This is a genomic window from candidate division WOR-3 bacterium (genome assembly GCA_039802205.1).
GTDB lineage: Bacteria > Hydrothermota > Tepidihabitantia > SM23-42 > JAOAFX01 > JAOAFX01.
In genome coordinates, this window is record JBDRWD010000007.1 from 49,795 (window position 1) to 74,253 (window position 24,459).

Below are 24,459 nucleotides of genomic sequence, written 5' to 3' on the forward strand. Positions count from 1 at the left end.
TAGCGAAAAAAAAGAAACAGGCAAGAGGACTTGCACCGCCCGCATGACACTCTGTCTTTTGCGTGGCTTTATTTTAAACAAAGGGAAGACCTGTAAGGGTAGCGATCGTCTCCTGGATTTTTTCTTTCACTTTTTTCTGGGCATCGTTAAAGGCGGCTACGATTAAATCCTGCAGAAGATTTATATCTTTTTCTTCGAGTATCTGGGGTTCTATCTTTAAGGAGATGACATTCTGTTCCCCGTCCATTTCAATCCTGACCATCCCGCCTCCCGCACTCCCTTCTACCTTAATTTTCTGGAGTTCGGTCCGCAATTTTTCCTGGAGTTTTAATGCCTGTTTAAAAAGATTGTCCATCCTTACCGGGCTTCTTCACCATCAAACATGCTGATGATGGTATCTTTGAGACTACCCGGCTTTTTTTCCGGGGCGAGGATGTTTATTTTTAAATTGATTTCCTTTCCGGTGATATCTTTTAATGCTTCTATTAAGAGTTTTTGATGTTTAGTCAATTCCTTGTATTGGAACTCATTAACGACATTTATCACTGCATTATCATCATTGATGGATAATTCAGTCTGGGAAACGATTGCTGAGATCTTCGGACTCCGTGCGTTCAATCCGGCGACCAATTTTTCTTTGCAGGTCAATTCCTTCTGTTTCTCAAAAATATCCGGATCCTTTTTTGTAGAGTTTACAACATCATTTGCTGTTTGCGGGGTTGAGGTGAACTGGGCAAAAAGTAACTCAAGGGCAATCCTTGGGTTGAGCGATCTTTTGATGATATCTTCAAAGCGTAAGGCGGTTTCAATGAGCATGATCAGCCGGGTATTGTTCAAACCCAGATTCTTCAGAATGCCAATCTCCTCAGGCGTAGAATCGAGCAGTTCATGTTCAATTCCGATATTGGCGAGCAATATCTTTCTCAAATTATTCACAAGACCCTTGTAGATCTCAAAGATGTCCGCACCTTCATTGATCCCTTTATTCAAAAGCGTAATCATGCCCGCAAGGTCATTCGTCGCGATCTTTTTTATCAATTCGATATAAAAATCAACACTTAAAAAACCTATGAGTTTAAAGACATCCTCTTCGGTTATCCGTCCTTCTACAAAAGAAACTAGTTGCTCAAGGATGCTCTCACCGTCTCGGATGCTACCATCAGCCCGCAGGGCGATGTAGTATAACGCCTTATCGGTGATCTCGATCCCTTCTTTCTCCGCAATCTTTTTTAGCCGCCCACTGATCTCACTGATGGAGAGGCGCTTAAATGTAAAACGCTGACACCGGGAGATTATTGTTGCCGGGATCTTTGCTGGATTGGTGGTGGCGAGGATGAATACCACATTGGGCGGAGGTTCTTCAAGGGTCTTGAGCAGGGCATTAAATGCCTCGGTAGTGAGCATATGGACTTCATCGATGATATATACTTTATACCGACCATGGAGAGGTGCATATTTTACACTTTCCCGAAGATTTCGTATTTCGTCGATCCCACGGTTTGAAGCACCGTCAATTTCAATGACATCTACACTCCGGCTGGTGGTTATCTCCTTACAAGAAGGACATTCCTGACAGGGATTGACTGTTGGGCCGTTGATACAGTTTAAACTTTTCGCGAAAATCCGGGCTGTTGTGGTCTTACCCACCCCTCTCGGTCCGGCAAATAAAAAGGCATGGCCGATGGCACCACTATTAATCGCGCCTTTCAAAGAGAGAACAACATGATTCTGCCCGGTTAGTTCATCAAAATTCTGGGGACGATACTTTAATGAAAGGACACGATGAGCCATAAAATTGAGCAACGCTAATATCCGGTCGCGCAACCCCAATTCGCCGACAAAACCAGGAACAGCAAGGCAAAGGACTCAGCCCAGGCACCCTTATGACCAGCCCTCTGTCTACTTACCGTTGCTTCCTTCCGGACCTGGCGGGGTTTGTAGACGGTGCTTTCATAAGACCCGAGCCTCAACGCCCTTTACTCCTTACTGTTGCCCCTGAGATTGCCGGCTCCAAGGGGTCTTCACCCCGCATGAGCGGATTTCGGGTCCTCCCATCTTGCGACGGGATTCAGGGCACCGCTAGCTCCCCGTTTAGCACGACCGGAATCATCTTTTGAAGTCAGTCTTCTCAAACAGAAACTCCTGGGGCTTTATACCGCAGGTTCCGATACCATTCCGTACCAGATAGGTCTGGAATGTTTCAATCGCCTTCAAATCGATCTCGGCGAGCCTTTGAAAATCAGGCATCCTCATATTAGAAAGGAAGATAGGATCCATGGGCCAATCATTGTTGCGCACCAACACCTGTTTACCAATCTCGGGTTTTAATCTTAAATACCCGAGGACGCCATCAAGGACATTTTTCATCCGGAATGAAGCCAGACGCTCTTCCTGGACGAATTTCTTACGCATCACGATCGCCAGATAGGGCATGGAAGGCATGACATACCGGTTGATCAAACCTTCATCCAGGAGTGTATCACCTGAAAAGAGTAGATAACTCCGGAAAGGCTCAAGAACAAATAAGGCATCAACCTTTTTACTCGATAAGGCGGTGGGTAACTCATCGCGGCTTAAGGGAACACGAGTATAATTAGTAAGTTTTTCTACAGCAAAATTGGGTGCCACAAGATTAAAGAGATATTCTTCATCGATGAGATACCCTATCCTCTTTTTATTGAGGTCTTTGAGTAATTTTATCTTTGTACCCTTAGGAATGATGATTGCATCGGCAATTCCTTTGAAGGTTATGGTGCCCACAGCCTTTACCGTATCTCCGTTGAGGCTTGGTGAGATTAATAACTTATACCAGGGGACCGCACATATCTCATATTCACCACGCTTCAATCCCTCCAGGGGGTCACCGGTGATGTTTACAAACTCCGGGGCTACCCGTTCAATGACAAAATAGCGCCGCGTGGTATCAAATTGTGCCACATAAAACGGAAGTCCGCTGAAGAATTTATCAACACCGATGCGCACTTTAACCGGTTGAGCCTCTTTGTACTGGGGATAACCAACCACAAAAAGGAGGACCAAAAGACCAATAAATATCAAAATATTAAGAATGACTTCTGTAGTCTTGCGGTTCATTTTTTCTCCCTTGTTATCTTATCAGCCCTTTGGAGATATTCCCAAGCCTTTTTGGTATTACCGAGCTCACGATAGGCATAGGCGAGATTGGTTAATACATCAACATTTTCAGGGTCTAACGGTAACGCTTTTCCTTCATAAATCTCTATTGCTTTTTTATAATTTTTTTCCTGGGAATAAGTAACCCCAATGTAAAACCAAGCGGGGAAATCATCGGATTTTATTTGAACAAGTCTTTCAAAATATCTACGTGCATCTGCCCATTTCCCCATACGGATCAGAAGCTCACCCAGGAAGAAGAGAACATCGATATCGTTAGGAATGAATTCAACCGCCTTCGCGAGGTTTTTATAGGCGAGGGTATCATTTTTACGATTGAGATAGGTGATGCCGGTGAGATAATAATCCCGACCCAAACCTTCATTGACTTTTGCAAATTTTTCCACATTTTTTTCCTGGGCTGACAGGCCATTCTCGATCCCCAATTTTACCTTGAGGAATTGATCCAAGGCATCCTTTTTATTCTCTTTCCATAGCGTTACGAGTTCTTCAACGAGGGACTGCTGTGGTTCTACATTTTTAAAAAGCAAATTCTTTAATTTCCCGTATTCGGCTTCATGGGATTTTATTGCATTTTCCAGATAGAAAAGGGTGGAGTCATATGCCTGTTGATCGAAATAGGACCGGGCGATGAAATAATTTGCCTCGGCATTTTCTTTATCAAATTCAAGGATTTTGAAAAAGATTTTTAATGCTTTCTCTTTTTCTCCGGTTTCACTGTAAATGTTCCCTTCCAGGATGTACTGGCTGGGATTCTCGGGGTCAAGTTTTTTGGCAAAATAAAGATTTGCAAGGGCTTCCTCATACTTTTTATCCAGATAAAGTTTGTAGGCAGTGCTGTAAAAGATATGCCAGTAAGCCGAAACATTGCGACCATTTTCATCGTTCTTTAACCAGGTGATTGTAGCAGTGGAATCTTTTTTGAAACCTTCTTGGAAGGCCTTGCTTGCTTCAGGATAATTCCCCAGACCTAATTCTGCCTTCCCGAGCAAGCAATAAGCTTCATAATCATCTGGCACAATCTTTATGCCTTCGAGCGCTTGGGCTTTAGCTCGGGCATAATCCTGCTGTTGAATATATATTTTGCAGGCATTCTTCCAGGTTGGTGGACAACCTAAAAAAAACAAAACCAACAAGGCTAAGGCGAAGCATTTTTTCATTTTTGCCTCCTTAAGGGGTATTCTATCCAAAAAACAGACAAAGTCAATAGGAAGATGGTCTGAGCCCTCTTTTCTCAAATTATTTTTATGCGCGCTAAATTATTAGAGGTAGCCGCACCCTTCAGGGTGCGAAATACCCTAAGATTTAAAAACATTTATCCGCAGGCTAAAGCCTGCCCTACAAAAATCCCAACCCTAAATCATTGATTACCCTTACAAAGTTTGCCCATGATTTTTATCGTCCCTAAAAATGGAGAGGACCCAGGAAGATGGTCATTTAAGTAGATTTGGCTCTTGATTTTTTAACATTTATGTATATATTTACATTAATGACCAACAATATCGGTAGAGCCTGGGCTGAGATCTATCTTGATCGATTGCGCAATAATTACAAGTTGATCAAAAATGTGGTTGGAAATAAGAAAATAATGGCAGCGATAAAAGCCGATGCCTATGGTCATGGAGCAGTAGAAGTAGCAAGAACGCTGGAGAAACTGGGCGTGGATATGCTCGGGGTGGCGAGTGCAGAGGAGGGGATTGAATTGAGGGTTGCCGGAATAAAAGCAAAAATTGTTATTTTAAGTCCAATCCTCAAAGAACAGATTGATGCCTGTCTGGAATATAATCTCATTCCAACAATATCTGAACTGGCTTTTTTTAAAGCACTGGACATGCGTTTGAAAAGATACAAAAGACCGATGCTCGTCCATGTGGAAGTCGATACCGGAATGACACGGACCGGTTTTGGCTACGAAAGTGCGGTTGATGTGCTCCAGAAAATAGCACGCTCACCCTATATCAGGATTGAAGGATTATTCTCCCATTTTCCCTTGGCTGATTCAGACGGTGTCTTTTCCCGGCAACAGATCGACAGATTCAATTCGTTATTAAAAAGGCTGGAACAGTTAGCAATAAAACCTCAATTTTGTCACATTGCCAATTCTGCAGGAATCCTCCGTTATCCTCAAGCACACTTTAACTTGGTGCGTCCCGGCATATCACTCTATGGTTTGAGACCCTCTCCTCAGATCGAATATCCGGATGCTTTTGAACCGGTGATGAGTTTGAAATCGCGGATTGTTAATCTCCGCATTGTTCCTGAAAATACTCCGATCAGTTACGGTCATACCTATAGAACAAAACGTAAGAGCCGCATCGCTACCGTGAGCGTTGGCTATGGTGATGGCTATCCCCGCATGCTTTCCAATGTTGCCGAGGTGCTCATCAAAGGAAAAAGGGCAAAGGTTGTGGGAACGATCTGCATGGATTTGATGATGGTGGATGTGACTGATATACCCCAGGCCAGCCTGGGTGATACCGTGACATTGATTGGAAGCGAAGGGGATGAGGAAATCCGGGCTGAGGAACTGGCACAAAAGTGTAATACAATCGTCTATGAGATCACCTCCGGGATTGGACCCAGGGTGGCCCGGGTTTTTAAGGACCGTAATAAAATCATAGGGATAAGAAATTTACTAGGCAGATCGGAGTATCATAAAATTGAGAGAGAAAAAATTTGAAAAAGGAGGTAAGTATGAAACGTTGGATACTTCTTTTGGCTTTTGTCTCCATATTCGCCCAGGAGACAACCCACACGGTAAAACCAGGTGATACACTCTGGGATATTGCCGGGTTTTACTACCAGAATCCCTTTTTATGGCCTTATATCTGGCGGGCAAATCTCACCAAGATTAAAGACCCGCACTGGATTTATCCGGACCAGGTCTTTGTGATACCCCCTGCACCTGAGGAATCCTTAGCAGCAGTTCCTCCGGCTCCACCAGAGGTTCCCGCACCCGAGGTGGTTCCGGAGACCTACACATACACTCCGGCGCCAACGAAGAAGACCGCCGAGGTGATTTCCATGGTAAAGCCTGAGGAGCGCATATTCAGTGAAGATATCATCCATAGGGCAGGGTTCATTCTCACCGAAGATCTCCCTTATTGGGGTAAGATTGTTGGAACTGAACCCGCGGGGGAGAAGCATATCACCGCTTATAAAACGATCTATATCGATCGCGCACGTGATATCAAAATAGGAGATATCCTTACAATTTACCGCCCGGGCAAGGTAATCAAGCATCCCAAGACCGGAGCATTTCTCGGGAAGGAGATAATCGTCCTGGGTAGGGCAGAGATCGAAGAGATGAGCGAACAGGGGGCGAGATGCAGGGTGATCGATTCCTATGACCTGATCAAGACCGGAGATCTGGTCACCCCATACACCCCTCAGATGGCACCGGAGAATGTGACCCTGGTTCCGGCAACGAAAGAGATTGAGGGGTATGTGGTGGAGGTAAAGAGCGAGCAGACCCATATGACGCCACCCCATGTCTTTGTCTACATCGATAAAGGTGAAGACTCTGGTATTGCAGTGGGTGATATATTTGATGTTTATCAAGAGCGGATAGTGGGAGGCAAGAAGATGCCGGATTATACCATTGCTCGAGTCCAGATCGTAAGCATCTTTGAGAGAGCATCGATCGGGTTACTGAGATGGGAAGAAAAATTGCCCCTCATAAAACGGGGTGAGAGGTGTCGTTTGGTTCTGGAGGCGCGGTGATGAAAGAAAAGGAAGCATTAAGTCAGGTTTATCTTTTTCGGGAATTGACTCCGAGCGAGATGGATATCCTCATATCTATCTCTCAGGAAAAGCGGGTGAAAAAAAATGAGGTAATCTTCAAAGAGGGTGACATCGGCGATGCCTTTTATTTAATCGTTTCTGGGAGTGTGCGCATTTCTACAATTGTACCTGGTGTTGGTGAGGAGGCACTCACGATTTTACGCGAAGGTGAATACTTCGGAGAAATGGCATTGATTGATGATGCACCACGCTCGGCATCGGCGATTGCGAATGATGATACAATTCTTCTGGTAATCGGCAAGGAAGATTTCCGCCGCCTCTTGGCGCAAGATACCCGGATTGCCTACAAGTTACTCTGGGTATTCACCCGGACGCTCTCAGCCCGTCTCCGAAAGACGGATGAGCAATTGAAGAGCATCTTTTCTATTGCGAAGACCTTCTAAAAATTGGGAAGAACCACCGCACATTCAGGTTTTGCTTGAGCATATCAGCGCTGATAATTTATTGAAGAGTCAATCAAGCAAAAGGAGAAGAAAGGAAGAGCATGTTTGAGATATTTGCCGGAAAAGACCCCCAGAAGGCATACCAGCGAGCCCAAGAGTATGTAAAAGAGGGAAAGATCACTTCCGCAATAAAGATACTGGAAGATAACCTTACCGAGAGTGAAGAATCTCTTCCCTGCTACTTAGAGCTTGCTCGTCTTTATTTTGAAAATCAACAAAGAGCCGAGGCGGTCGAGACTCTGCGTACTGCCCATACGCTCTTTCCGGCAAGGGTCGATGAGATCATCGGCATCCTCTCCGATTATTTCTTCCGTTATACCTCTATCGATGCCGGTGATTTTCTCCTCCAGTTATATGTTGCCCAGGAAGAATACGATGAACTATTCAAGGTGCTCCGGGCTTTTAATGAACGGGAAGTGAAGTTGCTAATAAATCGTTATGAAAAATTGAAACAGAACATAACTACAAAAAAGGTTCTCTCCAAAAGGGATTTCGAGAATTTGGTTATTTACGGCACGATTATTTTTACCTTCCAGGATGGGAAGTCGGCATTGCAAAATATTGAATTTCTCCTCGAAACCGAGGGTTTCCAGAAACAACTGCTGGGGTGGGCACGGGCAATTGCCCGTGAACGCTTTAATGATCCCTATGCGGCGCTCCTATTACTCAAAGCTGAAGCGAATGCCGGACAGGTTGCAGAGGCACTGAACCAGGCCCAAAGGATTTATGAAAAATTTCCGGATTTCATTGATCCCCTCCTTGATACACTCACTACCCTTCAGCCGCCTTCGGATCTCGAGGCAACATTCCAGCAGTTCATCACCGAATTGTATGTCAAAAAAGGCGACCTCGATGCCTCCCTGGACCGGCTGGAAGGAATATTGAGAAAAGATCCGTCTCGGATTGATGAGGTGATAAAGACACTGCGCGAACTTCAGCGCCTCCACCCCAAAAATCTAAAAGTCTTATTTACCCTCGCGGACAATCTGCTCCGCGCCGGCCGGATATCGCTCGCAATCTCCGAGTTCGATAAGATTCTGGAGATCGATCCGGAGAAATATCCGGAAGTGATGGTCCGGTATGAACAGGCATTTGAGAAAGAACCGAACAATCCTTTGGTGATTCAGGGATTGGTGAATTTCTATCTCAAACAGAAAAAATTTGAAGAGGCGATCCGGGTGGTTGATCGGGCATATAAGATTGATCGTGGACTGATCGATGAATATATCCAGAATCTGAATCTTATATTAGACCAATCGCCTGAAAATCATTACGGACTTTACCTGCTCGGTCTATGCTACAGTCATAAAGGCGAAGAGGAGAACGCAGTAATTATCTTCGAAACCCTGCTGGAAAATAAGAAATTTGAGCTCGTCTTGGGAGCACTTGATGAGATTTTAAGAAGCGCTCCAGATAACCCGCAATATCTCACATTAAAAGTTCGAGCACTCCTCAATCTGGATCGAGATATTGAAGGCTTGGAACTGATCAAACAAAATCTTAATGAAGAAAATGTCGTCAATTTTGTTCCTCTTCTGGATACCATTTTGAATCATAAACCCGAACGAGCGAAAGAGATTCTGGAGATTTATCAACAATTTCATGATAAGGAGCCTGTGATATTTGATATCGCTTTAGCCCGGGGTTATGCCTATGCGGGTGAATATGAGAAGGCAGTAAAAAAGTTTGAAGAACTCCTTGCCCAGGAGGAAAATAAAGATACCGCCAAGCGGGCATTGATTGAAGTGATAAAAGAACGGCCCCGGGCCGTGCCTTTGCTTTTGACTGCGGCACGCACATTCCTGAAAGATGGTGAGATTGAGATCGCTACGCAGTTCTTTAAGACTGCCCAGATGGTGGATCCCAAGGCATTCTTTGAAATCATTGATGAATTTTATGATACTTTAAAAGCATTCCCTAAAGACCGGGAGGTCTGGGTATTGCTCATCGATACCTTTTTCAATCGGAAATTGTACGACCGAGTGATTGAAGAGGCAAAGAAGGCGATTGAGGTCTTTGGAAATCAGGCACAGTATTTTTATCTCAAGTTAGGACAGGCTTATGTGGAGAGTGGAAATCTGAGCGATGGGGTTAGACCGCTGATGCTAGCCCTCGATGGTGAAACAGATTATTCTAAAGAAGTGATCGAGTATCTGGACAAAATTCTTACCGTGGATAAAAGCAATGTGCCGGCTCATTTTGCCCGTGGCCGTGCCTTGGCACGGGCAAGAAGGATTGATGAGGCAGTAGAGGAATACCTTTTGACCGCCCGCATCGTTCCTGCCCGGGCTGAATATGTGCTTGATGAGTTAAAGACCTTAGCCGCTAAATCCATTGCTAACCCTAAGGTTATATTCGCCATGGGCGTGGTGGAGTTGAGTTTGAAGAAATATCCGGAAGGAATCAAACATCTCGTTCAATCCTGTGAACTAGATAATACCCTGGTCGGTCGCGTTTTACCTCTTTTAGAAAAATTAAACACCCAGCTCCCCTCACCATTATTATCTTTTAATCTCGCAAGGATATATCATCTTGCCAATTTAAAATCTTCGGCGATAAAATTTTATATCGCAGCCCAAGAAAAAGAGTCTGCCTGGCGGGAACCCGCAATATCTGAGATGAAAAAAATCTGCAATGAAGAACCCCAGGATATTGAAGCCCGCAAAGGACTGGCGCAGATTTATTTTAATTACAATAACCTGGAGGATGCACTCTATACAGTGGAAGAGATTTTTAATATAGATAAAAACGAAATCCCCTGGATAAAGGAATTCCTTATGCAGATCCTCTCCAAGAATCCCGGGCACATCCCTTCTTATTATTTCCTTGGGCGTCTGTTCACTTATGAAGAGAATTATCCGAAGGTTGTGGATACCTACAAAAAACTTGCTGAAATTGCCCCTCAGGAAGTTCCGGTGATCATCGAGACGCTCAGTCCGATATGTGAACGGTCTGGCGAGTTGATGTATTACACCGGGATACTGTATAAAGAGACTGGGGAACTAAATCGGGCAATCATGTTATTCAAAAAGTTGTTTGATAAGGAGCCGTTATTCGCCGATCGGTTAATCACTCAATTGATTGAGATTACAGTCAAAAACGAAAAGATGGCACCGGCATTTTTGTTGCTGAGTGAGATCTATACCTTTAAAAAAGACTATGACCGGGCCATAGAATTCTTAAATAAAGTCGAAAAATTGATACCCCAGCGGCGGGAGGAGATTCTTTTGAAGAAAAGCGAATTATATTTTGAAAAAGGCGAAACGGATCGGGCATTTGAGCTATATGCTACGCTCTTACAAGAGACAAAGGATCGCAATGAGGTATATAAAAAGATTAAGAAAATGCGGGATGAGTATCTCAGTAAAAAAATTAAAGAACTTACCGAGGATGCTGATGAATCTCGGTTATTGCGGGCAAATATTTATCTTTTACTCGATAAAATCTCAGAAGCCGAAAAAGAGCTCCAGGGAATGAGCCCCGCAACAATGCGTCAACGAGCCTATTTGCTTTTAAAAACGAAGATTTTGATCCACAAAAAGCAGCCAGTAGAAGCCCTGGAGTTATTGAGAAAACTGCCTGTGGACCACGAGACCGCCTTGCTTTATGCCGATGCTTATGAAATGCTTGGTTCCTACGCTGCCGCTGCCAGTGTCCTGAAGACGCTGGGCGACGATTCCCTATTACCACGAATAAAAAGGTGTGAGCGTTTGGCCCAGGAGCAGCGTTTAAGTAGGAGATATTTTATTGAAGGGAGGATTTGATGAAGTGTCCATTCCTTGTTAGGCGCAAAGAGATCTTTGATCGTGAAGGGAAAAAACTCGGTGAGGAGATAGAGATAAAGGAGTGTATAAAAAACGAATGCATGGTTTATGATGGTGCGGCTAAACTTTGTTCTTTGCTTTCTACCAATATCAAAAATGGTATTATCATTGAGGATTTCAAAAATGGTGTTAAGGAGATAAAAGAAGAGATGTTCCAGCGGACCGAGGCAATTGGTGTGATTCTTTCTACCACCGTGCAAACCTTTCAAGATGCCCTGCTTAACCGCTTTGATCTGATGAAGAAACAGAATGAAGTCATCATCCTGGGTTTTGATCGATTGACTGAATTACAGAATACTTTGATTGAAACGATTAAATCCCAGGCGGAAAAGAATTTAAATCAACTCGGCGCCCTGAGTAATCTTGGAGAAAAGCAGATTGAGGAATTGAAGACGCTCAAGGAGTCCTACAATAATCTGACAAGCACCCAGCAGCGCATGAGCGAAGAACTGAGGCATTATTTTGAGGAATTGAAAAACAATTTCAATACCGTGAATGAGTATATCAACTCGCGAACCGAGGTTTTGAAGAATTCTCTTGAGCGGTTGATGACTACATATCAAGCAGGGGCTGAAGCAGTTAATAACACCCTGGAGCGCACCCACACCCTTATCCAGGAAATTGGTAAGCGCTTTGATGCAGTAGAAAATATCGGTCTGGGTGTAAACAGCCTTGCGGATTTAATAAAAAATGAACTCACGGGTATGAAATCCGAAGTGGTTAACTCCGTGAACACCATCAGTGCGCAGTTTGGGGAGTTAAAATCTGCTTATTGGACGGGAATACAGAATCAGCAGGAGATTTTAAACAAAACCTTTGGTGGATTTCAGGATGCCCTCAATAATCAGTTAGAAAATTTGAAAAATACAATGCTCAATTTCCTCCAGAATCAGGTGGAAAGTCAGCAAAATCTGTTAAAAGACCTTGAAGGAACGATTGGTTTTAAACTGGATGAGTTAAAAGTGCTCTTTAACGAATTTGCCAAACTCCAGCAGAGCAGCGGAGAAGTATTCAGCAGTCACCTGGAAAAAGTAGGTAATAATTTGACAAACAGACTTGATGAGTTGGCGAGTGTGATTAAATCTGAACTGGGGAATTTGAAGAACGAGTTTATCGGCAATATAAGCGGGATGCAGAATGGTTTTGTATCGATAGCAGGGACTATAAATGAATTGAAAGAATCGTTAACTCAGCGCCTGGGAACAATCCAGGAGACTGTTAAAGGTGTAGAGGTGCCATTAAGTGAATTGAAAAACTTTTTAAGCAGTCAACTGAGTTCAGTTGTGGAGAGGTTGAAGGATTACGAAGCACCCATCAATGAGCTAAAAGAGATCATCGGTAATCAATTCCGCGCCTTACAGGAAAGCCTGAAAAATTACGAAGGACCGCTCCAGGCATTAAAAGATGCATTGGCTGAGCAATTGATCACAGCCCAGGAAGGTCTGAAAAAGTATGATGAATTGAATAATGTATTAAAGGGCGGTATCTACAATATCGGCGAATTCTTGAACAATACCAATCAGCACTATTTGAATTCCCTGAATAACATCCAAAATGCGATCGTCAATTTAGAAGGATTTTTCGAGAAAACCCAAAACAACATCGCCAATATGAGTGAGATGATGACAAATCTCAACCGTAACTACCTTGAATCCCTGGGTAAAATCGCTGGGCTTGCCGAGGGTATGCGCAAAGGGGTGGAGCTGGTAGGCGAGAATATCCAGGAATCGGTGAAAGGCTTGATTAGCGCGATGAAAAACGAAATCGGGGCTCTGGAACAACAGTATGAGAAGACTTTTAGTGATATTGCGCGGCTTTCCGAAAGATTCGGTGAACTCAACAGCCGGATCACTGCCATGACTAATGAGATTCAGCGGCAATTTAAGGATTTGCTCGAACAACAACTCGAAGTGTCAAAATTCAGCAGTGAGGTGCTGAAGAGTCTAAAAGAATATTTTATCAAACAGGAAGAACAATATAAAGCAGAACAGGCAGCGAAACGCAAAAAGGATGCCTTGGACCATTTTGACCGTGCTACCCTCTATTATTATCGAGGCAACTATGAACTCGCCTTGAATGAAATTGAACGCGCCCTTGAGCTGGACCGCCTTGCCGAGTATTTGAATTTAAAGGGGCTGATATTGACAGAACTGGGGCGGGCTGAAGAGGCGAAAGATTCCTTTGAGGAAGCATTAAAATTGGAACCGAATCTTGCGGAGATTTATAATAATTTTGGGCTTTTATATGTCAAATCCAAAAAGCTCAATGAGGCCGTCGGGATGTTCCAGGAGGCGATAAAAAGGAATGTAAACTATGCCCTTGCATACACGCATCTGGGCAAGGTATTGCTGGAACTGGAACGCTTTGAGGAGGCGATCGCTGCCTTCCAGCGGGCATTGGAAATCGATCCCACCAACCGGGAGGCACAGGAGGCAATAGAACTTTATCAGAAGGGAAAGCTCAAAACTTGAAGAAAATAATTTTCCAAGGGGGAGGAAATGTCCCGGATATTTGGATTTTTGATCTTGTTTTCCGTTCTTTTTGGCGATGTGATGTATGAGGTCACGACCCGGTTTGAAGGTATGCCGGACCTGGAGAGCGGATTTCTGACCATCCGGAATTTCATCAAAGGTTGGTGTGTGCGAATAGAAATGAAGTCAGAATCTTCAGCACTCTCCAACAAACCGATGGTGATGGTGCTTCACTTAGACAAAGGGGTTTCCTGGATTCTGGACCTGGAAAAAAAGGAATATGTTGAATTACCGCTTGATGTTCTCATGAAAGATCGGCTTCCAGGAGATTCCAAGTGCCTACCACAATTTAAAATTGAAAAACTCCCTGAAATTAGGGAGATTCTGAAGATCAAGTGTGAAAAGTATCTTCTCACAATGACCCTCCAGACTGATAACGAAAAGATAACGATTACCCAGATAATGTGGCTGGGCCGTGATTTTCTCGGTTATCAGGAAATCAAGGAATTTAATCGGAAACTGGGAGGGAAAATAATCACCATGGGACTTTTTGATCAGGATAAAGCCTATTACCATGATTTACAGAAAAAGATCGCAGAACTGGATGGTTTTCCTCTGGAATTGGAATTCACAGTAAAGATTGAAGGCCGGAATGTGATAGAATTGAGAGGTTCAAGCACTGTAAACAAGATCACCACAGTCCCGATCAGCAACCGGGTTTTTGAAATTCCTGAAGGGTATCAGCCAGCGGAGATTCCTGGGATTGATTTATGAGGGAATAAAAGCGGGTATTTTTGTGTATCATAATAATGAGAGCGATGAAACGCTCATTCAGGCGGTAAAGGAAGGTGACCCCGAGGCTTTCGGGCCGCTGATTGAGCGTCATAAGATTGCGATCTATCGCCTTGTTTACCGGATGGTGCACAATCGGGATGATGCCGAGGATTTGGTGCAGGAGATCTTTATCAAGGCTTATAAAGGGATTAAGAGCTTCAAGCCCGGCTATAAATTTCTTCCTTGGTTATCCCGTATTGCAGTCAACCATACCTTGAATTTTATAAAGAAGGAAAAGAAGGTGGAAGTTCAACCATTGGAATGGGTTGCAAATTATAATGACGGGAAAAATAATCCGGCGGAGATAGTAAAGCAGAAGATTTTAAAAGAAAAAGTTCTGGCAGCAATGGAACAATTACCCAATGAATACCGGATCGTCTTACTTTTAAGGGTGGAAGAAGGACTATCTTATGAAGAGATTGGCCAGGCGTTGAACATTCCCCGGGGCACGGTGATGTCTCGTCTTGCCCGGGCAAGGCAGCGGCTCAAAGAATTGCTAGAAGGGATTTGATTATGGAGCACGGAAAAGAAAAGGCTACCTGCAATATGCCCTTGGAATTGCTCAGTGCTTATCTTGATAATGAACTCAGTGGAAGAGAGAAGGAGCAGGTTGCCGATCATCTCAATACCTGCCCTCACTGTCGACGCTGGGTTGAAGAATGCAAAAAAATTGAAGATACAATTCGTGAGGCGGAGATTCAAGAACCTTCGACGGATTTCATGTATCAGCTGAAAAACAAGGTATTAAGTGAAGTCGGAAAAAAGAAAAGGGTAGCATTATGGCGTTACTTATCCATCTTAGCACCAGTGGCTGCGGTTCTTTTGATTATTATTTTGAAAGAGCCAAAACAGGTAAAACCAGTGGTGGGGATGGAATATCAGGTTGCCTATACGGAGATTAAAGAGGAAAAAGCTGAATCACCAATGCCCTTATCCAAAACACGAAGGTCAACGAAGCAAAATTTATCCAGTCCGATCGCTCCTGTGGCTACAGAGATCCAAACTAAAAAAACACCGGAATGGAATCTGGAAGTAAGTCCAGCAGAAGTAGGGATGATAGCAGGGAAAGAGATAATCAGAGCAATGGTCGATTCCACAGGTCGGGTGGTGAATGTGGCCAGGGGAAAATCGCTCAGCCCAGAGGAAGATACCACCCTCTTGCGACTCTTAAAAGGCAAAAAGATTGCATCTCCAAGGCTTCAGGGAAGACCATCTCAGGTCTTTATTGAAATCCCTCCTGAGTCCTCAGGTTCCCGCTGAATTATTCTTTGTGACGCATAAACTTTCTCGCTGCATCCTGTTCGGCTTCTTTTTTACTCTTCCCCTTTCCTTGGGCAACCGACTGTTCATCGATAAACAACTCCACAAAGAATGTTTTATCGTGAGGAAGTCCTTGTTCCTGCGTTACTATATATTTAACCGTTTTTTTATGCTTCATAGCCCATTCGTTTAGTAATGATTTATAATCCCGGGGCAATCGAAATTTTTTATTTAAAAGGATTTTTTTTAAGAATTCTTTTGTATACGAAAAACCTTGGTCAAGATAGAGGGCGCCGATCAATGCCTCCAGACAACCACTAATATTTGAGGCTCTTTCTCTTCCTCCGGTTAGTTCTTCACCTCGATCGAGGATGAGAAAATTACCGAGTCCTAACGTCTTGCCGAGTCGATAAAGCGCCTCCTCACTCGTGTACCTCTTTTTCAATTGATTCAATCTTCCTTCTTCTGCCCCGGGATGTTTTTCTATTAAAAACTCCCGTACCACCAACTCTAATACCGCATCGCCGAGAAATTCGAGGGTTTCATTGGACGCTTCCGGGGAATCGGGCACAGCTGAGGAGTGGGTAAGTGCCTTTTGGAGGAGTTTTTTGTTTTTAAATTTTAGACCCAGTGCCTTCTCAATATCTTTAGATGTGGGCGATCGCCTCGATTTCAATGAGTGCTCCTTTAGGTAGGCTGCTCACAAAAATTGTCGTCCTTGCCGGAGGTTCGGTCTCGAAATACTGGGCGTAGATTTCGTTCATCAAGGGAAAGTCTGTTGGTCTGGTGAGGTAGACGGTGGTCTTTACTACATTCTTCAGGTCCACACCCGCGGCAATCAAAACCGCCCTAAGATTTTTCAGTGTCTGTTCGGTCTGGGCGGTTATTGTCTCCCCAACCAGTTCCCCGGTAGCGGGATTCAGTCCGATCTGCCCCGCGGTGAAGATGAGATTCCCTACCATTACGGCCTGGGAATAAGGGCCAATCGCACGGGGCGCATTCTCGGTTTTAATGATTTTTTTCATGCTCACTCCTTTCGGGATATTATGCCATTTTTTATGACAAAAGTCTGGTCATTATATACAAAAAGTGTATCAATTACATGACTGAGGTTTTGGTGATGAACAATCCATGAGGGAAGATCTATTTTTTCTGCCATCTCCCGAGCAGCACTTTTGGTAGCAAAACCCCCGAGTTGTACCCGGAAGAGACCGGGAGGTGTAGAGTCAATAAGCACCGGCAAGCCAAGGAGTCGGAGACTATCTGCGTAGTTTGCGGCTTTGGTCTTCTCGGTAAAGGCATTGAACTGGATGTAGTAAAGTAGTGAATCTGGACTGGTAAGGGATTCTTCCCTTGCCTGGGGAGTAAGTTTTTTCTTTTTTAGATACTTTAAACCTGGTGGTGAAAGTTCAAAGAGCATGGGTTTTAAATCTTCCAAGAGTGCAAAATAATAAAAATCATCGAGTTTTTGGATGGCTTTAATTTTCCCCGGATGTGCAATTACCTTTGTAATCCGCAGGGTCCGTGGTTCAATCCAGACGATGGATTTCTCGTTTAAGAAGATGAAATCGGTGTTTTGAACTACACCATCCAGACAAACTGGTTGGAAATCGATTAACTTCCCAGTGGAGTCTAAATAAAATATACCCTGGTGGTTGGTTATTATATAACCGTATCGGGTAATAGAAATCTTTTCTCCTGTAAAAAGTAGTTTTAATTTTTTTATGGTTTTCAATTTAAGATCCAATAGGGTGAGAGAGGAACTATCAATTGTGACAAAACATTTTTTTTCCGGCAGGTATTGGAAATCAATGATGCGCGGAAAAGATGCTGTGCTCAATTTTTTTCCTCGGTCGAGGTCAAATATGCGGATTATACTCTTTTTTTCAGTATGATCGATGAGATATAACAGGTTTGCACCTGGAACCATGCCTGGTGCGACCATTGGTTCATGGAGTCCGGATTCGATACCGATGCCGCCCTTGAAGGCAAGGCTGACACGCGCCAGTTTGACGATCTCCGAAGTCGCAATGAGGAATACTTCTTCCTTCCCAAGGGCTAAATAGTTGAAACACTGGGGCAAGGGAGTGCGATCGATAATCCTTAAATCCGTAGTATCAATGCTGAGTATATGACGGCTGGTCAAGATATATAAATAACCATCAAGTGAATAGTCAAGTATCTCCTCTGGTAAAGTCAAATCTGCATAACACAGATTTTCCGGGTCAATTTTGAAAATTTGGTTATCTTGGACCATCAGGGTGGAAAACAGTAATAAAAAGAAAGGCATGATAAATTATCTTATAGAAAATAGCGAAAAAATCAAGATTTATAAAGCTTAGAGATGGTGCAAATTAAAAAGTCGGGGCGATCCGATTTGAACGGACGACCCCCAGCACCCCAAGCTGGTGCGCTAAACCAACTGCGCCACGCCCCGACTCAACAATTATATATAAGAAAGATGGCTTGTCAAGGATATAATTTGAATCAAAAATGATCTTACCAAAACTTTTAAGCATAGGCACCCCTGGATATATTCTATCCGAAAGGGGTGCCTATGATTTGCATAGACATTCCGGAGGAAGTATATACCATGAAAGCCAAAAAGTCAATAATTAAATCAAATGCGCGCCTTACATCAAGAGTGGAAGTGGTAAATTATGTTTATCACATAGTACCGAGTTCTGAATAATGGTTATATTGCCGTGGTGATAAATAGTCGGGGAATGATTAAAATGGGCAAATTGTGAATTTAGACTCTGATAATACACTCTGGACAAGGGTTTACGGCGGCTCAGGAAACGAAAATATTTGTTCAGCCATTGAATCTTAAGACCAGTATTTACTTTTTGGCAAGGATTATAGACTCCGTAAATAATTAATCAGATCACAATAAATTCTCCTTGATTCAACTGTTCTTTTTTATTTAATCCGCACTATCTTCTTGATGATTGATTTATCTTTTAATTCGATTTTTAACAGATAAACACCCTTTGGCAAATTAGCAACTGGATAGAAGACTTCATGGGGGGAAATTCTACGATCCTTCACGATTCTCCCGCAGACATTATATAACGTGACTCTCAATGGTTTGGTAGATTTAAAACTTAATGCCTGATTGCCCGACCAGATCGATGGGATATCAACACCTTCGGAGATTACCTTTACATCAGCCTCTTCTTTTAGAGCCTGAAAGTCCTGAAGCAATGCCTTGCTGAAATAGAGATCGTTATCATGGGGATTCCTTCCGTCAGACCAGATTGCGTAAATATAAAGGCTGTCACTGCGTAGGATGTGGTATTCACCGATAAAATCGGCATGGCTGCGCGCCTCGGTATCAGAGATGCGTGTGCTCGGTAGGAATGTTGCTCCACCATCGGATGAATATCTGTGTCTTACAGAAAAATAACTATTTGCACTCGTGGGCCAGTCAAGTGTGTGATAATAAAAGACATGCAACCCGCCATATTTGTCAAAATGGGCATAACCCTTACATTGTCCTCCAGCAGTGATATCGTTGACAACAAACCTTGGACTCCAGGTTATTCCCCCATTCGTTGAGCGCATACCCATTATATCCCAGTTGCCATTCCTGCTATCTACCCAGGTCAAAAAAACAATATTCCCCCTGGCGGTGATTGAATTTATTGGAGCACGGTCACCGTAGCCAGTCTCATAATATGAATCAGAGAGATAGATTTCGGATGACCAGGTTTGACCATGGTCTGTTGATTTGCGGTAGTAGACATTTCCGCTTGGCCAGCTTGTTACTAAAGCAAGATGAAGATTTTCATTATCATCCATACAGAGTGCTGCAATACCGGTACGCGTCCAGATACGAGAGGAAGTAAATGTATTACCATAATCAGTTGACTTTGCAAACCATATTCCTGTGGTTCCTGAGACCTGTTGCCATACTATGTAGATCTCATTTCTATTCACAACCATCCAAGGTTTATCAACACCACTCGATGGTGTAACCCTTGTAGTGTCAACCCAGGTTAATCCGCCATTTTTGGAGAGATAGTGTTTTATATAAGTTGTTGAATACTGGATTATCATATGGACATACCCTGAATCATCAACACCCAGGACCGGGTCGGTATGCCAGATAATACCAGTGGAATTATCAGTAAATGGAATCTGGGTGAATGACTGACCTGCGTTAAAGGAATAGGCGTATGGTGCAATAGGGACGCTCCCTCTCTCTGCAGTATTACATATTGAAAATATTGAATCACCCCATACATCAAAACAGGATTCACCTTGATTCAACGTATCCCAGGGAACATCACTGCTCACAAGCACATTAGGACTCCAAGGTGGGTCTGCAAAAAGTAGCATGGAGGAAAGCCAAAATAGAATACCGAATATAGGGCGTGCCATCATTCCTCCTTTATAGTATTGGTTTTGATTATGGAGATATAATCAATCTTCGCATCAAAATTGCCAGGTGTGAGATTATCAATGAAGAAATAAAGTGTTGGAGTTTTACCTGGGGTGAGTGCGAATGGAAAATTACTGCTATAAAAGGGCTTTGCCTGTTTTAACGGAATTCTGATCTTCTGCCAATCGGGACTTGTAGAAACTATTATTTCTTGCCCCCAGTAAATCGGTGACCCCCTTTTTTTATAAAAATACTTTAGCCTTGTTTCTACTCCAGTTACCTTTATGCGCATCTCTATGATGTCATCTTCGGTTAGTTGTATACCATCATCAAGATAGAACCAGGCGCATGAAAATCCCTCAGCGCTGGGATTACCTTTTAACTGCAGATTTCCATCTTCTATCTGGATATCAACTGTGTATTCATAGAGTTGCTGGACTGAGAGATTATTGTTAACAAAATCTTCATGCCATAGAATCACATTAAATATAAGACTCCAAAATATCATAAGGACCTCCTCAATAATATTATCAAAAAATAGCAAGGTGTCAACATTACAATTCAAATCAGCATTTTTCCTTTTGTTGGATTATCATGCGCGCAAACAGGTGTTAGATTATAAGTAGTAGCCGCACCCTTCAGGGTGCGAAATACCCTAAGATTTAAAAACATTTATCCGCAGGCTAAAGCCTGCGCCTACCATTTTATCGGTTACCACCCAAGAATTTCAGGTTGACATTTTTTATTTATGCAAGGCGAAAGCCTTGCCCTACGAGAGGGCATCAATCAAAACCTTGTCCGACATTGAAATTATTTGATGCCTTTACCAATTTTGTCCATAGGTTTTATTGTCACTAAGTAAAACATTTTATAAAAATGCGGAGAGGATTCAGTGGGATTTCCTATTGACAGAGAAATCAGAAATTTTTATAATTGTAATGGGGTGGTCGGATAGCCGCCTTGTCCGAAAGGACAGGGAGGAAAGTCCGGGCTTCGCAGGGCAGGATGCTTCCTAACCGGAAGGGGTGGTCAAGGATAGGATGGACACTTGTTAGGTGTTCCACCTTCTTAGACCACTACGGAAAGTGCCACAGAAAACATACCGCCCGCCTTTCTCGGCGTGGTAAGGGTGAAAAGGTGGGGTAAGAGCCCACCGCCTCAGTGGTGACACTGGGGGCATGGCAAACCCCATCCGAAGCAAGACCAAACAGTCCTGTTTGGAGTGGCCCGCTCCGTCCATAAGGACGCAGGACAGGTAGGTCGCATGAGTCCGGTGGTGACATCGGACCTAGATAAATGGCTATCTATGCCCACTATCAACAGAGGTGGGCAAAAACAGAACCCGGCTTACGAACCACCCCCTTTTAGCCGTTGACCGAAGTTTGGTACACAGATATCATTAACTATGGAGTTATTCGTCGGCACTTCAGGCTGGTATTATGACTGGAATGAAGAATTGACCCTTGATTGGTATCTTAATAATTCTGGGCTCAACGCCATAGAATTGAATGCATCTTTTTATCGTTTTCCGTTTCCCAATCAGGTAAAATCCTGGGCAAAAAAAGGCAGCAAGTTACACTGGGCAGTGAAAGTGCATCGCCTCATCACCCATCAATATAAATTTTCCGACTTAGCCCTAAAGACCTGGCAACGGTTTTCGGTGTTATTTGCCCCGCTTGAGGAATATATTGATTACTATCTTTTCCAATTACCTCCAAGTTTGACGAGTAAATCAAGGGATAAGATTACATCCTTCCTTGAAAAAATAAGTATCAATCAGAAAATCGCTCTTGAATTCCGGCATGAGACATGGTTTAATGAAGAAAATCTCAAATGGGCAAAATCACTCGGGCTCACGATTGTATCAATTGATGCCCCGGAATTCACTCGTGCAATTTTTAAGACAACAAAAGATGTCTATCTGCGCATGCATGGCCGAACCAGCTGGTATTGCCACAATTATACAAAAGATGAGTTGAATGAGATAGCGCGTAAAATTTTACAGGCAAAAGCAGAGCGGATTTATGTTTTTTTCAACAACGACCACAATATGTTGAATAATGCCCGGGCGATGTTCGTCCTTCTTAAAAATTGGCTCAAGGGTATATAGGAATGCGGATGACAAACTCAGTGCCTTTGCTTAATTCCGACCGGACGGTAATTTTACCTTCGTGGAGGTCGATGACCTTTTTCACCAAAGCCAATCCCAGGCCGACGCCATCTTTTTTTGAAGAATAAAAAGGACTGAAGATATTCGGTATTTCTTCCTGAGGAATGCCACGACCTGTATCCATGATAGAGATGACCGCAAAGTTACCTTCTTTTTCGGTGGTAAGCTTCACTGTTCCTTCATCGGGTATTGCCTCAACGCTATTTTTTAGAATATTGATAATAGCACTGAGCAGCAACTCGTGATCGGCGTGGATCTTATCTTGATAATGGTATTCTTTCACAATCTTTATCTTTTCCGGGATATTTATCTTACGTATGCCTTCTTCCAAAAGATCGATGAGAAAGAATTCAGTTTTGAATAACTTTACCGGTCGTGAATATTCAAGTAAACTGGTTATCATATTTTCCATTATTTTACACTCTTTGATAATCTCCACAGGCTCTTTTTTGCCTTTTTCAATAAGCCGGGCGAGTCCTGAAATTGTTGCCAGAGAATTTCTAAATTCGTGGGCAATATAGGCGGATAGTTCCCGGAGCTCTTTTTCTTTTTCCTTTATTTTGCTGAAAAGTTCACCAAAAGTCATGGCGATAAAATCTTCTTTATCCATTTCAATACCATATCTCTGGGCTAAATTTGCTACATAACGCATGGGCAAGAAGAGGTTGCGGATGAGAAAGAATGCCAGAAAGGAGATAAGAACCAATGAGATTGTAATATATATTATATGCCAGCGAAAGATGCTGTCGATGGCAAGAAAGTCGGTACGATTGAAAAGATACAGGTAAAAATTGGGCTGGGGGTTATGATAAACAAAGTCATCTTCGATTTGCAAGAATTTTCCTGGTTCTGGTAATTTGATAAATTGTCTGGTATCCTCCCAGATGTTTCCCGGAATTCTTGACAAGCCTGCCGAATCATAGATCTTGTTATCCAGCGAATCAGTGAGAATGAGGCGCTCAAGATTGAATGACTTCCCGATTTTTTTAAAAAAATCTTCACGCTCCGGATGGGTAAGATAATTACTACAAAGCCTTGCCAGGATGTATAATTGTTCCTCGTGGTAGCCTACAAGCGCCTTGCGCAACTGAATGCTGATATACAGATTTACCAATGCGAGAAAGATAATCAAAAAGATGAAAATCACCGAGACGATGGCGATGTCCCGGGGATAGGAACTTTTACGGACCATTGAAATTTTTAGCGGATGATAGTCAATCTACCTTTACTTCGTTCAACCCTTTCCGCCTGGAGTTCAATGATATAAATATACATGCCGCTTACTACATCATTACCCTTCTCATTCTTCAAATCCCAAAAGGCACATCGGCGATAGATATCAATCTCTCGGGAATCATCGAGTACACGCACTTTTTCACCGGCGATATTGTAGATGGTGACTTTAAAGTGCGGAAATTGACTGCCCAATTCCGTGGTATCGGATGGTGTATAGGAAATCACCACATTCTTGCCCCAGGATGGTAAGCGATCAATTCTAAAAGGGTTGGGATATGAGGCAACCCTTCCCAAAAATACAGGGCTTATCCAGAATGATGCGGTCATTATTGAATCGGCGGGTCCGATTTTGTAAACCGTTACCCCGCTTGCCGAATCCCCGTAAAATCGACTTGATGGTGTTGAACCATCGTAGAAACCGATGGAATCATTTTTCCATAAATCCTCAGCTTTCCCCCAGGTTGACCTGGGGAGCAAAAATCCTCTATCTCCATCTGCCTGCATGATTCCGACTAAGGGGTGGTTTTCATTTTCATTTGTTTTTTGTGCATCATCAATATGGAGGATCAATAATCCATCACCGGGTAATGAACGGTCAAAGCCTGTTTGGTATCTGTTTTCAATCAGAAAATATTCACCTTTGCCTCCGCTATGTGAATTCCAATCCGGACCACCTGGGTCCTCAAGCATTCTTATTGCAAATGGACTTTTTGCCGAACACGGGACCTGCTGGTTTTCTAATTTGCTGACTCCCGATCTCTCCACTGCCGTCGGTGTAAGCCAGCCAAGTTGATATTTGCACCAGGCAGATAGATGGGCTGGCGTATTACCTGGAAGGTCTGAGGAATTGATTCTGCCCCAGGAACCTGCTGCCATC

At 43.2% G+C, this 24,459-nt stretch carries 21 protein-coding genes, 1 tRNA gene and 2 other RNA genes; 11 read left to right on the top strand and 13 right to left on the bottom strand.

The features are described from left to right. Positions 1 to 73: 73 nt before the first annotated feature. The 5 genes from ABIL39_02660 to ABIL39_02680 all read right to left on the bottom strand — a co-directional run bounded on the left by ABIL39_02660 (position 74) and on the right by ABIL39_02680 (position 4,313). Positions 74 to 355 (bottom strand): YbaB/EbfC family nucleoid-associated protein, encoded by a 282-nt coding sequence (locus ABIL39_02660; GenBank protein MEO0165021.1) that lies wholly within the window; start codon positions 353 to 355, stop codon positions 74 to 76. Positions 356 to 357: 2 nt separating this feature from the next. Then, on the bottom strand, positions 358 to 1,791 hold the full coding sequence (gene dnaX / locus ABIL39_02665; protein MEO0165022.1) for a DNA polymerase III subunit gamma/tau: 1,434 nt from the start codon (positions 1,789 to 1,791) through the stop codon (positions 358 to 360). Positions 1,792 to 1,816: 25 nt separating this feature from the next. Further along, positions 1,817 to 2,100: signal recognition particle sRNA large type (gene ffs, locus ABIL39_02670), an RNA gene on the bottom strand. A gap of 6 nt (positions 2,101 to 2,106) precedes the next feature. Continuing rightward, positions 2,107 to 3,093, bottom strand: coding sequence for an ABC transporter substrate-binding protein (locus ABIL39_02675; protein MEO0165023.1), 987 nt, complete (start codon positions 3,091 to 3,093; stop codon positions 2,107 to 2,109). Next, positions 3,090 to 4,313: a tetratricopeptide repeat protein gene (locus ABIL39_02680; protein MEO0165024.1), complete on the bottom strand. Its 1,224-nt coding sequence runs from the start codon at positions 4,311 to 4,313 to the stop codon at positions 3,090 to 3,092. The genes ABIL39_02675 and ABIL39_02680 overlap by 4 nt, the downstream gene beginning before the upstream one ends. Before the next feature lie 329 nt (positions 4,314 to 4,642). Between ABIL39_02680 and alr the strand changes: the two genes are divergently transcribed. From alr to ABIL39_02720, 8 genes are all read left to right on the top strand, one after another. Then, the gene (gene alr, locus ABIL39_02685; protein MEO0165025.1) at positions 4,643 to 5,833 is read left to right on the top strand and encodes an alanine racemase; all 1,191 of its coding nucleotides are present in this window, start codon (positions 4,643 to 4,645) and stop codon (positions 5,831 to 5,833) included. Positions 5,834 to 5,847: 14 nt separating this feature from the next. Next, a complete protein-coding gene (locus ABIL39_02690; GenBank protein MEO0165026.1) occupies positions 5,848 to 6,876 on the top strand; it encodes a LysM peptidoglycan-binding domain-containing protein in 1,029 nt (342 codons plus the stop codon). Continuing rightward, a complete protein-coding gene (locus ABIL39_02695) occupies positions 6,876 to 7,340 on the top strand; it encodes a cyclic nucleotide-binding domain-containing protein (GenBank protein ID MEO0165027.1) in 465 nt (154 codons plus the stop codon). The genes ABIL39_02690 and ABIL39_02695 overlap by 1 nt, the downstream gene beginning before the upstream one ends. A gap of 101 nt (positions 7,341 to 7,441) precedes the next feature. Then, positions 7,442 to 11,164, top strand: coding sequence for a tetratricopeptide repeat protein (locus ABIL39_02700; protein ID MEO0165028.1), 3,723 nt, complete (start codon positions 7,442 to 7,444; stop codon positions 11,162 to 11,164). Beyond that, positions 11,164 to 13,695 carry a tetratricopeptide repeat protein gene (locus ABIL39_02705; protein ID MEO0165029.1) on the top strand — a complete coding sequence of 844 codons (2,532 nt, stop codon included), beginning with the start codon at positions 11,164 to 11,166 and terminating at the stop codon, positions 13,693 to 13,695. The genes ABIL39_02700 and ABIL39_02705 overlap by 1 nt, the downstream gene beginning before the upstream one ends. Before the next feature lie 27 nt (positions 13,696 to 13,722). After that, a complete protein-coding gene (locus ABIL39_02710) occupies positions 13,723 to 14,469 on the top strand; it encodes a DUF4412 domain-containing protein (GenBank protein ID MEO0165030.1) in 747 nt (248 codons plus the stop codon). 22 nt (positions 14,470 to 14,491) lie between these two features. Then, on the top strand, positions 14,492 to 15,040 hold the full coding sequence (locus ABIL39_02715) for an RNA polymerase sigma factor (GenBank protein ID MEO0165031.1): 549 nt from the start codon (positions 14,492 to 14,494) through the stop codon (positions 15,038 to 15,040). Between the two features lie 2 nt (positions 15,041 to 15,042). Continuing rightward, entirely contained in the window at positions 15,043 to 15,789 is a 747-nt protein-coding gene (locus ABIL39_02720; protein ID MEO0165032.1) for an anti-sigma factor, read from the top strand. A 1-nt stretch (position 15,790) separates the two neighbouring features. Here the strand turns inward: ABIL39_02720 and rnc are convergent, their stop codons facing one another. The 4 genes from rnc to ABIL39_02740 all read right to left on the bottom strand — a co-directional run bounded on the left by rnc (position 15,791) and on the right by ABIL39_02740 (position 18,226). Next, positions 15,791 to 16,465: a ribonuclease III gene (gene rnc, locus ABIL39_02725; protein ID MEO0165033.1), complete on the bottom strand. Its 675-nt coding sequence runs from the start codon at positions 16,463 to 16,465 to the stop codon at positions 15,791 to 15,793. Then, a complete protein-coding gene (locus tag ABIL39_02730; GenBank protein ID MEO0165034.1) occupies positions 16,437 to 16,814 on the bottom strand; it encodes a RidA family protein in 378 nt (125 codons plus the stop codon). The genes rnc and ABIL39_02730 overlap by 29 nt, the downstream gene beginning before the upstream one ends. Positions 16,815 to 16,816: 2 nt before the next feature. Continuing rightward, positions 16,817 to 18,079 carry an SPOR domain-containing protein gene (locus ABIL39_02735; GenBank protein MEO0165035.1) on the bottom strand — a complete coding sequence of 421 codons (1,263 nt, stop codon included), beginning with the start codon at positions 18,077 to 18,079 and terminating at the stop codon, positions 16,817 to 16,819. Between the two features lie 72 nt (positions 18,080 to 18,151). After that, positions 18,152 to 18,226 (bottom strand) — tRNA-Pro (locus ABIL39_02740). Positions 18,227 to 18,346: 120 nt separating this feature from the next. On the opposite strand from ABIL39_02740, the gene ABIL39_02745 reads away from it, so the two are divergent. After that, positions 18,347 to 18,481, top strand: a complete 135-nt coding sequence (locus ABIL39_02745) for a hypothetical protein (protein MEO0165036.1) — start codon at positions 18,347 to 18,349, stop codon at positions 18,479 to 18,481. Between the two features lie 230 nt (positions 18,482 to 18,711). On the opposite strand, the gene ABIL39_02750 is transcribed toward ABIL39_02745, so the two are convergent. Together ABIL39_02750 and ABIL39_02755 are read right to left on the bottom strand one after the other, a co-directional pair. Next, complete coding sequence (locus tag ABIL39_02750; GenBank protein ID MEO0165037.1) at positions 18,712 to 20,175, bottom strand: T9SS type A sorting domain-containing protein; 1,464 nt, start codon at positions 20,173 to 20,175, stop codon at positions 18,712 to 18,714. Next, positions 20,175 to 20,684 (bottom strand): hypothetical protein, encoded by a 510-nt coding sequence (locus ABIL39_02755; GenBank protein MEO0165038.1) that lies wholly within the window; start codon positions 20,682 to 20,684, stop codon positions 20,175 to 20,177. The genes ABIL39_02750 and ABIL39_02755 overlap by 1 nt, the downstream gene beginning before the upstream one ends. 431 nt (positions 20,685 to 21,115) lie before the next feature. On the opposite strand from ABIL39_02755, the gene rnpB reads away from it, so the two are divergent. Beyond that, positions 21,116 to 21,542, top strand: an RNA gene (rnpB, locus tag ABIL39_02760) — RNase P RNA component class A. Between the two features lie 39 nt (positions 21,543 to 21,581). After that, a complete protein-coding gene (locus ABIL39_02765) occupies positions 21,582 to 22,286 on the top strand; it encodes a DUF72 domain-containing protein (protein MEO0165039.1) in 705 nt (234 codons plus the stop codon). On the opposite strand, the gene ABIL39_02770 is transcribed toward ABIL39_02765, so the two are convergent. Both ABIL39_02770 and ABIL39_02775 read right to left on the bottom strand, forming a co-directional pair. Beyond that, complete coding sequence (locus ABIL39_02770; GenBank protein MEO0165040.1) at positions 22,273 to 23,538, bottom strand: HAMP domain-containing sensor histidine kinase; 1,266 nt, start codon at positions 23,536 to 23,538, stop codon at positions 22,273 to 22,275. The two genes, ABIL39_02765 and ABIL39_02770, sit on opposite strands and share 14 nt — an antisense overlap. Positions 23,539 to 23,546: 8 nt before the next feature. Continuing rightward, positions 23,547 to 24,459 (bottom strand): hypothetical protein (locus ABIL39_02775; protein ID MEO0165041.1); only part of this gene is annotated, 913 nt, incomplete at its 5' end.